The organism is Mesorhizobium sp. B2-3-10 (genome assembly GCF_006442275.1).
Classification (GTDB): Bacteria; Pseudomonadota; Alphaproteobacteria; order Rhizobiales; family Rhizobiaceae; genus Mesorhizobium; species Mesorhizobium australicum.
The window spans coordinates 388,909-401,126 of record NZ_VFVT01000003.1 but is presented as its reverse complement, the minus strand read 5'-3'; the positions used below and the strand labels follow the sequence as shown (position 1 = coordinate 401,126).

Annotated in this window: 10 protein-coding genes; 6 read left to right on the top strand and 4 right to left on the bottom strand. The window is 63.4% G+C overall.

Translation table 11 applies throughout. The features are described from left to right. The first annotated feature begins 68 nt into the window (after positions 1-68). On the top strand, positions 69-1,604 hold the full coding sequence (locus tag FJ943_RS11595; protein WP_140721607.1) for an MFS transporter: 1,536 nt from the start codon (positions 69-71) through the stop codon (positions 1,602-1,604). 39 nt (positions 1,605-1,643) lie between these two features. On the opposite strand, the gene FJ943_RS11590 is transcribed toward FJ943_RS11595, so the two are convergent. Together FJ943_RS11590 and FJ943_RS11585 are read right to left on the bottom strand one after the other, a co-directional pair. Then, complete coding sequence (locus tag FJ943_RS11590) at positions 1,644-2,420, bottom strand: alpha/beta hydrolase-fold protein (protein ID WP_140721604.1); 777 nt, start codon at positions 2,418-2,420, stop codon at positions 1,644-1,646. 3 nt (positions 2,421-2,423) lie between these two features. Beyond that, on the bottom strand, positions 2,424-3,590 hold the full coding sequence (locus tag FJ943_RS11585; RefSeq protein ID WP_140721601.1) for an ATP-grasp domain-containing protein: 1,167 nt from the start codon (positions 3,588-3,590) through the stop codon (positions 2,424-2,426). 401 nt (positions 3,591-3,991) lie between these two features. Here FJ943_RS11585 and leuA point away from each other — a divergent pair, with 401 nt between their 5' ends. The 4 genes from leuA to FJ943_RS11560 all read left to right on the top strand — a co-directional run bounded on the left by leuA (position 3,992) and on the right by FJ943_RS11560 (position 9,519). After that, a complete protein-coding gene (leuA, locus tag FJ943_RS11575; protein WP_140721598.1) occupies positions 3,992-5,731 on the top strand; it encodes a 2-isopropylmalate synthase in 1,740 nt (579 codons plus the stop codon). Positions 5,732-5,982: 251 nt separating this feature from the next. Then, positions 5,983-7,758: a hypothetical protein gene (locus FJ943_RS11570; protein ID WP_140617646.1), complete on the top strand. Its 1,776-nt coding sequence runs from the start codon at positions 5,983-5,985 to the stop codon at positions 7,756-7,758. Between the two features lie 238 nt (positions 7,759-7,996). Continuing rightward, entirely contained in the window at positions 7,997-8,797 is an 801-nt protein-coding gene (locus FJ943_RS11565) for an alpha/beta fold hydrolase (RefSeq protein WP_140721595.1), read from the top strand. A gap of 107 nt (positions 8,798-8,904) precedes the next feature. Continuing rightward, positions 8,905-9,519 carry a hypothetical protein gene (locus FJ943_RS11560; RefSeq protein ID WP_140617644.1) on the top strand — a complete coding sequence of 205 codons (615 nt, stop codon included), beginning with the start codon at positions 8,905-8,907 and terminating at the stop codon, positions 9,517-9,519. Here the strand turns inward: FJ943_RS11560 and FJ943_RS11555 are convergent. Continuing rightward, the gene (locus FJ943_RS11555) at positions 9,503-10,432 is read right to left on the bottom strand and encodes a metallophosphoesterase (RefSeq protein ID WP_140713562.1); all 930 of its coding nucleotides are present in this window, start codon (positions 10,430-10,432) and stop codon (positions 9,503-9,505) included. The two genes, FJ943_RS11560 and FJ943_RS11555, sit on opposite strands and share 17 nt — an antisense overlap. A 53-nt stretch (positions 10,433-10,485) precedes the next feature. Here FJ943_RS11555 and FJ943_RS11550 point away from each other — a divergent pair, with 53 nt between their 5' ends. Beyond that, entirely contained in the window at positions 10,486-10,983 is a 498-nt protein-coding gene (locus FJ943_RS11550) for an NUDIX domain-containing protein (protein ID WP_140721592.1), read from the top strand. On the opposite strand, the gene FJ943_RS11545 is transcribed toward FJ943_RS11550, so the two are convergent. After that, positions 10,984-11,976, bottom strand: coding sequence for a glutathione S-transferase family protein (locus FJ943_RS11545; RefSeq protein WP_140721590.1), 993 nt, complete (start codon positions 11,974-11,976; stop codon positions 10,984-10,986). It lies immediately after the preceding gene. Between the last annotated feature and the right edge of the window lie 242 nt (positions 11,977-12,218).

The window sequence follows — 12,218 nt, the reverse complement described above, 5'->3', positions numbered from 1 at the left end:
CTATCTTGGTCCGCATGATCGGCGCCGCGGTTGCGCGCCGGCGCAGACCGCTCAGATAGGAAAAACCCATGACCTTGAAGACCACCACCGGCCCGGCCGGGCGATGGCTCGTGCTCTTGTCGGTATGCCTTGCCGCGATGACGATGCCTCTGACCTTCACCGGCCCGGCCGTCGCGCTCTCCCGCATCGCGGCCGATCTCGGCGGCAGCCCGATCACGCTCAACTGGGTGACCAACGCCTTTATGCTGACCTTCGCCGCCAGCCTGATGGCGGCCGGAGCGCTGGCCGATAATCATGGCCGCAAGCGGATCTTCCTCGTCGGTCTTGCCCTCTACATATTCGCTTCGCTCGGCGCGATGCTGGCGTCCGACATCGCCTGGTTCGACATCTTCAGGGCCGCGCAAGGGCTCGGCAGTGCCTTGGCCTTCGCCGGCGGCGCCTCCGCACTTGCCCAGGAATTCGAGGGACCATCGCGGCTGCGCGCCTTCTCCTTCCTCGGCACCAGTTTCGGCATCGGGCTGGCCTTCGGCCCGATCGCCTCCGGCCTGCTCATCGCCGCCTTCGGCTGGCGGTCGATCTTTGTTCTGGTGATGGCGCTCGCGGCTGGCTCGGCAACCCTCGGCCTGCGCACCATCAGGGAATCGCGTGATCCGGATGCTTCCGGCCTCGACTGGGCGGGCGCCGCCACGTTCACCTTCGCGCTGGCCTCGCTGACCTATGGCGTGCTCCAGGCACCCCAGAGCGGCTGGACCGACCCGCTGGTGGCAACGCTTCTCGGCGTCGCCGTCCTTTGCTTTGTGCTGTTTGTCGTCGCCGAGCGGCGCGTGCGCCGGCCGATGCTCGATCTCACCCTGTTTCGCTTTCCTCGCTTCGTCGGCGTCCAGTTTCTTGCGGCGGCGCCCGCCTATGGCTTCGTCGTCCTGCTCGTACTTTTACCGATCCGCTTCATCGGCATCGAGGGGATGAGCGAGATCAAGGCCGGGCAATTGATGATCTGCCTCTCCGGACCGTTGTTGTTCCTGCCCTTGCTCGCCGGCCAGCTGGCGCGCTGGATCGCTCCGGCCACGATCTGCGGCGTCGGCCTGCTCGTCGCGGCGGCCGGCCTGGTCTGGCTGAGCCTGACGCCCCCGGTTGAGGTTGCGCTGGTCGCGCCACTGATCCTGATCGGCGTCGGCATCGCCTTGCCTTGGGGGTTGATGGACGGGCTCGCCGTCAGCGTCGTGCCGACGGAGCGGGCCGGGATGGCGGTCGGCATCTTCAACACCACCCGTGTCGCTTGCGAAGGTGTGGCGCTGGCCATCGTCATGGCGACCCTGTCAGGCTTTACCGCCGCGCAACTCGCCGCTCGGGGCGCTGCGCCTTCCAGCGACGCGGCCGCCGCGGCGCAATTGCTGGTGACCGGCAATGTCGGTGGAACCGCGCACCATTTGCCGGCGGCTGGCGCCGCCGTGCTGGTCGAGGCCTACGAAACGGCGTTCGACAGGCTGCTGATCGTGCTGGCGACAGTCACCATCGTCACCGCCCTCGTCGTCTTTCTCGGCCTGCGCCGCGGATCGGCGGCGGAGCACCAGACCGCACCTCTGCCGGCCTGCCAGGAAGGGTAGGCGTCAGCCATCCGCAGGCCAGCTGAATATCAATGCACCTTAGTCCAGCCTGTGCATCAGATCGTCATCCAGCCAGCGGCCGAAGAAATAAGCCAGCTGCTTGTGCCACCACGGCCAGTCATGGCTGACGTCGCCGCCCCAATAGTCGACCCAGGCCGGAATGGATTTGTCGCGCAGGATCTGTTCCAGCTGGCGCGTCTCGACCAGCATGCGCTCTTCCCATGCGCCCTGCCCGCAGCAGAAGATCAGCCTGAGCGCCTTCAGCCGCGCCAGCAGTTTCGGGTCGACGATCCCTGGCAGATAATCGAGCGGCGAGTTGTAGAAGATGTCGCCGTCGAGCGCCTTGCCGAAGAAATCGCGGGCCGAATAGACACCCGACAGCGAGATGACGCCGCTGGCGAGCTCGGGAAACCGGAAGACGAAGTTCGAGGAATGGTAGCCGCCCATCGAACAGCCCGAGAACAGCGGCTTCAACCGCCGTCCGCCATTGGCTTGCGCGGCGGTTTCCAGGAATTCCGGCAGCGCCTCCTCGCGCAGATAGCGGAAATAGGCCTCGTGCCGGTCGATGCGATGCACGGCATCGACATCCCTGGCGAAGAAGGATTCTGTATCGATGCCGTCGACGGTGAACAGCTGGATGCGGCCGGTATCGATGAACTCGGCGAGCGCCCCCACTCCGCCGGAATCCTCGAACTGGTAGAACCGGCCCTGCGAGGTCGGGAACACCACGACCGGCCGGCCGGCATGCCCGTAGCGCTTGTACTCCATGTCGCGGCCGAGATTGCGGGCGAAGACCTTGTGATAGGAAATGTCCATGCCTCAAGCCTTTTCGGCGTGGATATAGGCCACCGCCTCGCGCAGATCAGCCTGATCCTTCGAGCGCATCTGGTAGGCGTAATTTCCCATGGCCCGGCTGAAAACCTCTTCTATCGGCTGATGATGGACGATCTTGTCGCGGTGGGCGGCTAGCACGTCCGCATGGCTGTGCAAATAGTCGAGGTGGCGCTTGCGGCTGGCATAGGCGGTGAAATACTTGCCCTCATAGGGGCCGCCGACGGCATCCTTGACCACCATGTCCGCCCATGCCGCGTAGACATCGATGTCGAACGTGTAGTTGATCGCGTCGGTCATCCAGGCGCCGGGCGGCCGCATGTTGACCTCCAGCGCGATGATGCGGTCGTCCCTGGTCTCGAACAGTTCGATATGGAAAAAGCGTTCGCGCACGTCGAATGCTTTCAGGATCTTGCGGCCGGCCTCCTCGACGGCAGGCCTGATCCGGGGAAAGCAGGTGTAGCTCATGTGGCGGTCCTTGTTGACCACGTCCATGACGCTCTGGTCGTAGCGATGGCTGGCCGCCAGCACCACCTCGCCGTCGCGGTTGATCAATCCGTCATAGGTCACAACCAGCCCTTCGATGAACTGCTCCATGACGAAGGTCACGTCCTCCGGCTTGTCCCGGAAGAACTGGTCGAGCTCTTTCGGATTGGAGATCTTGAACGTGTTCGAAGCGCCGGAGCCCGAATCCGGCTTCACCACCACGGGGTAGCCGACGCGGCGGATGAAGGTCATAGCGCCGGCCCGGTCGGAGCATTTGCGCTGCGCGATCGTCTCGACACCGCTCTTGCGGAAGAAGGCGCGCATGCGGCTCTTGCGCTTCAGATTCTTCACGAAATCGAGCTTGGTGCCGTAGATGTTGAAGTCGGTGCGGATGTTGGCTTCCAGCTCCAGCCAGTGCTCGTTGAGCGATTCGAACCGGTCGATGCGGCCCCATTTGTGGATGAAATGACCTATCGCCCGGAACACCGGCTCGTAATCCTCCATGTCGGCGACGCGGTAGTATTCCGAAAGCGCCTGCTTCAGCTTGCCGTGGAGCGCATCATAGGGCGCATCGCCAATGCCGAGCACGGTCGCGCCTGCCTTCTTCAGCCGGTCGCAGAAATCGGCGCCATTGGCGGGAAAATGCGGCGAGAAGAACACGAAATTCATGAACGCCCCCTGCCGACGGCACCCCGCCGGAAGCCAAGTCTGGCGCATTTGCGGCGCGCGGGGAAGAGCATCCGCGTTAAGATAAAATTCGACGGGGGCCGGCCCGCTTGCCTCCAACAGGCCGCTCCTGTATGAGAGCGGCCATGAACACGCGCCCCACCACCGCTTCCCGTCAGACCGGCTTTGCCGGCGAGACCGTGCGCGCGCTTGCCTCGACCCTGCTTCTTCTCGGCCTTATCGGCGATCGCCGGGTTCGCTGAAGGAGCGCCCGGCGGTCGAACCGCCGCGCAAGCAAATGCTCCTTGGCAAATCATATCAAGCGAACGAAATTCTGGTAAAGGCGCCGCTTGGCTCCACATCCGCCTGAAAGGTGGACCCGCCAGCCGCCGGGAGAAACAACGATGAACGCACGAGAAGACATCCGCGCCAGCGAGGCCGCGACCGGCAAGCAAGTTGGCCGGGGCATGCCGGACGCAGCCCGCAAATATCAACCCTACCCGACCGTCGGCCTCACCGACCGGACCTGGCCCTCGAAGGTGATCGACAAGGCGCCGATCTGGTGCTCGGTCGACCTGCGCGACGGCAACCAGGCGCTGATCGATCCGATGGGCCACGAGCGCAAGGCGCGCATGTTCGGCCTGCTGCTCGACATGGGCTTCAAGGAAATCGAGATCGGCTTCCCCTCGGCTTCGCAGACCGATTTCGACTTCGCTGGCTGGTGCATCGAGCAAGGCAACGTGCCGGCCGATGTGTCGTTGCAGGTGCTGGTGCAGTGCCGGCCTGAACTGATCAGCCGCACCTTCGAGGCGCTGAAGGGCGCCACCAACCCGATCGTGCATTTCTACAACTCGACCAGCGAGTTGCAGCGTCGCGTCGTCTTCGAGAAAGATGTCGGCGGCATCAAGCGTATCGCGACCGACGCGGCCAAGATGATCACCGACATGGCTGCCAAGGCCGGCGGCGGCTATCGCTTCGAATATTCGCCGGAGAGCTTCACCGGCACCGAACTCGAGGTCGCTCTGGAGATCTGCAACGCCGTCACCGAGATCGTCAGGCCAACACCCGACAACAAGCTGATCGTCAACCTGCCGTCGACGGTCGAGATGTCGACGCCCAACATCTATGCCGACCGCATCGAGTGGATGTGCCGCAATCTCGACAACCGCGAAAACCTGATCATCTCGCTGCATCCGCACAATGATCGTGGCACCGGCATCGCCACCACCGAACTCGGCTTGATGGCTGGCGCCGACCGCGTCGAGGGCACGCTGTTCGGCAATGGCGAGCGCACCGGCAATGTCGACATCGTCACCTTGGCGCTCAACATGTACACGCAAGGCGTCGATCCGGGCATCGACTGCTCCGACATCAACCGGATGAAAGATGTCTACGAATATTCGAACCAGCTGAAGATTCCCGAGCGCCACCCCTATGTTGGCGAACTCGTCTACACTGCTTTTTCCGGCTCGCACCAGGACGCCATCAACAAGGGCATGAAGGCCTTGAAGAAGGCCAACACGCCACACTGGGAAGTGCCATACCTGCCAATCGATCCGGCCGATGTCGGCCGCAGCTATGAGGCCATCATCCGCATCAACTCGCAGTCGGGCAAGGGCGGCATTGCCTATGTGCTGCAGGCCGATTACGGCCTCAATTTGCCGCGCAACCTGCAGATCGAATTCAGTCAGGCTATCCAGGCGATCACCGACGCCGAAGGCAAGGAAGTGCCGGCCAAGCGTATTCATGACCGCTTCCTCGAAACCTATGTCGACCAGCCTGGCGCCCGCCTGAAATTCCTCGATCATCACACTTATCCGGCCACCGAGGTGAAGGGCCGGCGCGTGGTCGAGGCGGTCATCCTCGACGACGGCAAGGAAGTGACGATATCAGGCACCGGCACCGGCCCGATCGACGGCTTCGTCGATGCGCTGTCACGCCATGTCGGCGTCGAGATGTCGGTGCTCGATTATTCCGAGCATTCGATGCAGCGCGGCTCGAATGCGTCGGCTATCTCCTATGTCGAGATGGAATATCCCGGCGGCAAGCTGTTCGGCGCCGGCATCAACACCAACATCGTCGCTGCCTCACTGGAAGCGGTAACGTCAGCGGCCAATCGTATCGTCGGCCGCAACGCGCGATAGTTTACCGTCGGCGCGAGAGCCGGGATTGGCTCTCGCGCCGCCATCCTTCGGGCCTGAACAAGGTCTTGGCATCCATGGGATTCAATAAGGATTGCTCCGGCATCCTGGCTATCCTGTCGCGCGCGGCTCATTAACCACCGGGAAAATATCCGGTGGGGTACGCGATCGCATAATGGGTGTATACTTGTATGGCGGTGCGGGCATTATATGATCCGTGCCTTAACCTGTGCCGACTTCGAGAGGATCGACACTTGCAGCATGCCACGCCTGCCGCCCCCGCAGTGCGCGAAACATTGGAGCGACTGCTTGCCAGCGAAACGTTCGGAAGATCCGAACGGGCACGCAAGCTGTTGCGTTATCTTGTCGAGCGCGAACAGGCAGGCGAAGCCGACAGGCTCAAGGGCTTTTCCATCGCCATGGATGTCTTCGGCAAGGACGGCGATTTCGATCCTTCGACCGATGCGGTGGTGCGGGTTCAGGCCGGCCGGCTGCGCGACTTGCTGCAGCAATATTTCGCCAATGAAGGTGTTGCCGAGCCTGTCCGCATAGCCATTCCGCGCGGCGGCTATGTCCCGGCCTACGAGCTCAATGCGATCCGCTTGCCTGAGACGGCCGAACTCGCCATCCAGACGGGAGCGGCGGCGGCTCCATCGGCGCAACGCGGCACTGCCGAGAGTGCCATTGCGGCCCCTGCCTTACTGGCACCGATGGTTGCGCCGGCGCCGTCGGTGGCACGTCACCTCAGATTCTTCTGGATGGCGATCGCCGTCGTCATCGCCATGCTTGGTGTTCTGATCCTGCGTCAGGGCAGCGGTGCGCTGCTGGCAGGCGGCGACCTTGCGGCCACGCTCGAGACCGCAGGCCTCACCGGCAGCATCGAGCCGTCTCCCGCCAGCGAGGCCTTGCCGCTCGTCTACATCGCCGTCAAGGCCAGTGGCACGGATGCCAGCCGTGTCGCCGCATCGCTGCGCGCCGGCCTGAGCGGTTTCGATACGATCGACTTCATCGGTCGCGACGCGGTCGCCACGACCGATCCGGCCACCAATGCCACAAGCTTCATCTTCGATATTCTGCCTGGGCCGGATACGGGCGAAATCACGATTGAACTGCAGAGCGTGGCGACCGGACGGGTGCTTTTGTCGCGCAACCTGACCGCCGCCGACAGCGCACCGACCGCCGTCGAGAACCGTATAGCCGGCATCTTGACGTCCGCTCTTCCCGCTTCCGGCACGATCTACAGCTATATCGAACAGAGCGGCATTCAGACCGTCCTCACTCAATGCCTGACGCTCAACGACAAATATTATCTCGACCAGAACGCCCGGACCCACGAGGCCGCCTATCGCTGCCTCGAAACCCTCGCCGAACGCGGCGCCAAGTCACCGCTGGTCTACTCGGAACTCGCTTCGCTGCACCTGGAGGCCGTGAACGACCACTACGCCTATCCGCCGGATGCCACGATCGAGAAGGCGATGACATTTGCCCATCGCGCCGTGCAGATGGGACCGACCAGTCCTTATGCGCATCGCTCCTACGGCTACATCAATTCGCGTCTTGGCAACGCTGACGAGGCGCTGCGCTGGATGCGCAAGGCCTATGACCTCAATCCCTACGATCTCGCCATGGCCGCAGCTTACGGCTATGGGTTGATTTTCGCTGGCAGGTATGCCGAGGGGACGCCGATCCTGGCCCAGGCGGTGGACGCCTCCAGCGGTCATCCGACATGGTGGGATTTCGGACTTTTCGCCGGCGAACTCATGCTTGGCGACACGAACAAGGCCGCCATCGCCAGTTCCTCTTTGAGAACAACCGCAACCAAATCGCACTATCTTGCAGCCCGGCTGATCGGTGCCAAGATCGCCGGCCAGGACAATCTGGCGCGCAAGCTGCTCGACGAGCTAACCGCCAAATTTCCGAAATTCACCGCCGATCCGCGCGCGACCTTCATCGACCGGAAATATCCGCCCGATCTGACCGAGCGGCTGGTTGGGGCTCTGCGCGCGGCGGGCCTCGGCAACGCGAGCTGACGTCCCACCAACGGGTTGTTTGGACCAACCGAATTGTTGGCCGCCGAAAGTAGGTGGCAAACCCCCGATACGACGGATTTGTCGGCTTTGTCAGGCGACTTCGCAAGGTCGAGAGAGCGCAACCGCCAGTCGTCGCGAAAATTTTACTGGCCATCGTGCTGGACAAGGAGCAATCCAGCCGCATTCCCATCTTCCCGTCCCGTAATCTTCCCGTCCCGTAATAAGCTTTCACATTTCAATGATCGCATCGCTTCACGCCACCGAACAGGGTGCTGGCTCGAAGGCCATCGCCCTGCTGCATGGTTTTGGCGGCTGCCACGGTGTCTGGCACGAAGTGATCCCGTCGCTGTCGCCTGCGGTGCGCACACTCGCTTATGACTTGCCGGGGCACGGGCTGTCGCTCGATTTCCCCGGCGCCGGCCCGGCCAAGGTGGCGGCAAGGGCCGTCCTGACCGATCTCGCCGCGCGATCGGTGAAGCGCGTTCATCTGGTGGGCCACTCGATGGGCGGCGCGGTGGCGACGCTGATGGCACTGGCCGAACCCGAGAGGGTGGCCTCGCTGACACTTCTGGCGCCGGGCGGCTTCGGCCCCGAGATCAACGGCCCGCTGTTGCGCCGCTTTGCCGCCTCATGGGATCCCTCCGACATCCGGGCGTGCCTAAGCGCGATGTCGGGACCGCTGACGCGCGCCGTCGACCGCACCGTGGATACCCTTCGCGACATGCGCGAGCGACCCGGCCAGGTGGAGAAACTCATCGAGATTGCTGCCGCCATGACCAGCGACGACCGGCAGGGCGTCATCCCGCACGACCGGTTGGACACACTGACCATGCCGGTGATGGTGGTATGGGGGAGCAATGACCCGATGCTACCCGTTACCCAAATGGATGGTCTGCCCGCGCGATTTCACGTGCACCACGTGCTGGAGGCTGGCCATATGCTCATCGAGGAGGCGCCCGATCTGGTCGCCACGATCATCCAGCGCAACATGAACCGCCGCGCCAGGCCCTTGCGCCCGAAACTCGCTGCGACCGGCTGAGACGTCCCGCGCGGCACCGAGCGGGCGCCTTGCCGTCTTGATCTCGCGAGTGCATTTTGCCTTCGGCTGTGTTACTGCCTGTTAACCAAACCCGCGAGGCCACGCCGATGAAGGACGCAGGCGAGAAGATCGATCCGTCAAAGAAACTGTCCGATGCCATCCGTGATGTGAAGAATGCCTTCGCTGACCGCGACGATGTCGTCGTCGACATGCGTGAAGCGCACCGCATGCGCCTGGACCTGCTGGCCGCGGACCTCGCGCCCATCTTTGCCGACGTTCCAGCCGACATGGACAATTTCGACTTTGTCGTCTCCTCGGGGCTGCAGCCGCGCCTGTGGATCGACGCCGTCAGCCATGTCGCGATGGGACGCGACCGTCGCACCTACCGCTTCCTCAAGGATACACGCATTGGCCGGGTCGTGCTTGCCGAGTCGACCGAGATGAAGCCGGTCGCCGATTCCGTGACGCGTTATGTGGCCGAGCGCATCGTCGAGCGCCAGAGGATGATGGAAGGTGGCGTCGAGCCGGCGGTCGCCGGCATGAAACGCGCCGAGGTCGCGGAAGCCGAGCCACCGCTGCGAGCATCGACGCAAGGCAAGGGCTGGTCGGCCTTCCTGTCCGGGCTTGGGCTGGTCGCCGCCGGCGCGCTGGTTGGTCTGGCGGTGTCGGCCGCGCTGCTGTGGGACCGCATCTCGGCCATGGTTCTCAACTGGCGGCCATAGCCTCGCCGGGCTCGACCCCGAGTTCCAGGCTCTGCAGATCGGAAGGCGGTATTGACGGTCCGGTCAGACCGCGCCGCGTCAGGTGGATACGCCAGTTACCCTTTTCGCCGTCGATGTCGAACAGATTGTACTGTGCTGCCGGGTGATTGCCGCCCGGCGCTTGGCCGGCGGCGGCGACGCCGACGACCGGGATCTTTGCACCGCGAAGCCCAATCTGGAACAGCGACGGCAGATGCGAATGGCCGTGCAGCACAAGCTCCGCGCCATGGCGGCGGACGATTTTGTGGAAGCGGGCGATGCCGAACAGCCGCTTGTGCTGGGAGACAGCGCCCCGCAGGGGCGGATGATGGATCATGATCGCACGGAACAGCCCTTGCTTCGCCGTGCTCTCGAGTATCTTGCCGAGCCGAGCCGCCTGCCCCTCCATGAAAAAACCATTGGCCATGAAGGGCGCCGTGGCGCGCGCCGTCGAAACCCCGATCAGCGCGACATTGCCGCGCACGCGCAGATAGGGGAAGGCATTGCGGTCGACCGGCGTGTTGACACCGTCTCCGCTCATCCACGCCGCCCACGACCGGCAGACCTTGTCGAAGGCGCCGGGCACATAGGCATCATGGTTTCCCGGCACCACCGAAACGTCATGCGGTGGCCCCAACGTCTCCAGCCAGTGTTTGGCCATCTCGATCTCACCGTCGAGGGCCAGGTTGACGAGGTCGCCGGTGACGGCGAGATGGTCCGGATTTTGCGCCTTGATATCGGCGACGATGGCGTCGATGACGGCGTCGTGCATGTGGCGGCGGCGGTTGCGCTGCCAGTTGACATAACCGAGCACGCGCTTGGAGGCGAGATCGCGATAGGATACATCGGGCAGCGGCCCCAGATGGACATCGGAAATATGCGCGAGCCTGAACATCCCTCCTTCATAGGCGACGTGCGCGCCCCTTTCCACCCACGGTTTCGCTACTGATGGCGAGCGACGAGGAGGCTCCGTTCCGCCAGACCGGCTGGGCGGGTTTGAGGGCGCGGCTGTTCCATCTCTATTTCGTGCTGCGGCGGCCAATGACGCTCGGTGTGCGCGGCCTGATCCACGATGCCGCCACCAATTCCGTCTTCCTCATCCGCCATACCTATGTGCCCGGTTGGCAGCTTCCCGGCGGCGGCGTCGAGGTCGGCGAGACGATGGCCGAAGCGCTGGCGCGCGAACTTTACGAGGAAGGCAACATCCAGATCACGGACGCGCCGATTCTCAAATCGATGCATTTCAACCGCCGTGCCAGCCGGCGCGACCATGTCGGCTTCTACCTCGTCGAGCATTTCAGCCGCACCGCACCGAAACTGCCAGACCATGAAATCGCCGAGGCCGGCTTTTTCCCGCTCAATCGCCTGCCGGAGGGCACGACGCCGGCAACGCTGCGGCGGATCGCCGAAATTTTCGCCAACGTGCCAGCATCGCCCTATTGGTAGTCAGGCAGCAGCCCTTCCGAACCGCGCCCGATCATGCGGCGCGCCATAGTCGAGCGTCGGCCCGACCGGCACGATCCGGGTCGGGTTGATGGTCTCGTGGCTGCCGTAATAATGCGCCTTGATGTGGCGCAGGTTCACGGTCCCGGCGACGCCAGGCACGCTATAGAGGTCGCGCAGATAGTTCGACAGGTTCGAATAGTCGGCGATGCGGCGCAGGTTGCACTTGAAGTGTCCGACATAGACCGGGTCAAAGCGCACCAGGGTGGTGAACAGCCGCCAGTCGGCCTCGGTGATGCGATCACCCACTAGGTAGCGCTGCCTGGAAAGGCGATGTTCCAGAGTATCGAGCGCCGAAAACAGCGCGCCGAACGCCTCCTCATAGGCCGCTTGCGTGGTGGCGAAACCGGCTCGATAGACGCCATTGTTGACGGCGGGATAGACCAGCCCGTTGATCGCGTCGATCTCGCCGCGCAAGGCCTCGGGGTAGAAGTCGAAGCTGGCGTCGCCCCATTCGTCGAAGGCCGAATTGAGCATCCGGATGATCTCGGAGGATTCGTTGGAGACGATCGTCTGTTCCTTCTTGTCCCACAGCACCGGCACCGTCACCCGGCCTGAATAGGCAGGATCGGCCTTGGTGTAGATCTGGTGCAGGAAGTCGAGACCATAGAGCGTGTCGCCGGTGGCGCCGTCCTCGGCGAGAAACGTCCAACCGTCCGCGCCCATGAAATGGTGAACCACCGAGACGGAGATGATGCCTTCCAGCCTCTTCAGCGTGCGAAAAATCAGCGTCCGGTGCGCCCAGGGACAGGCGAGTGAGATGTAAAGGTGATGGCGGCCGGGCTCCGCCTTGAAGCCGCGACTGCGGCCTTCGGCGGGTTTGCCGTCGTGCGTGATCCAGTCGCGCCATTGCGACTGCGCCCGCACGAACTTGCCGCCACTGTTCTTCGTGTCGTACCAGCGATCCTGCCATTTGCCGTCGACGAGCAATCCCATGAATTGTCCTTTCGGGTTTCCCGTCATGTAGGGCGCGATGCGGCAAGGCGGAAAGCATCCAGGGCTGAACAGATCGTCAATCGGTCGTGCCAGCGAACGGGTCGATTGCGGCGGCGCAAAATTGATGCTAGCGGACACTCCGCATGTTCGACTTTGCTTTGATCCGGTTTGACCGACGACGAAAGGGCGCCCGCGCTTGATGAAGCGCTGACTGGCGAATGCTGCCGTTTGCAGCAACCTTT

Excerpts from the sequence above, each read along its gene's own strand:
- FJ943_RS11595 (WP_140721607.1), top strand. The coding sequence starts at position 69 with ATGACCTTGAAGACCACCACCGGCCCGGCCGGGCGATGGCTCGTGCTC.
- FJ943_RS11590 (WP_140721604.1), bottom strand. The coding sequence starts at position 2,420 with ATGGACATTTCCTATCACAAGGTCTTCGCCCGCAATCTCGGCCGCGAC.
- FJ943_RS11585 (WP_140721601.1), bottom strand. The coding sequence starts at position 3,590 with ATGAATTTCGTGTTCTTCTCGCCGCATTTTCCCGCCAATGGCGCCGAT.
- leuA (WP_140721598.1), top strand. The coding sequence starts at position 3,992 with ATGAACGCACGAGAAGACATCCGCGCCAGCGAGGCCGCGACCGGCAAG.
- FJ943_RS11565 (WP_140721595.1), top strand. The coding sequence starts at position 7,997 with ATGATCGCATCGCTTCACGCCACCGAACAGGGTGCTGGCTCGAAGGCC.
- FJ943_RS11560 (WP_140617644.1), top strand. The coding sequence starts at position 8,905 with ATGAAGGACGCAGGCGAGAAGATCGATCCGTCAAAGAAACTGTCCGAT.
- FJ943_RS11555 (WP_140713562.1), bottom strand. The coding sequence starts at position 10,432 with ATGTTCAGGCTCGCGCATATTTCCGATGTCCATCTGGGGCCGCTGCCC.
- FJ943_RS11550 (WP_140721592.1), top strand. The coding sequence starts at position 10,486 with ATGGCGAGCGACGAGGAGGCTCCGTTCCGCCAGACCGGCTGGGCGGGT.
- FJ943_RS11545 (WP_140721590.1), bottom strand. The coding sequence starts at position 11,976 with ATGGGATTGCTCGTCGACGGCAAATGGCAGGATCGCTGGTACGACACG.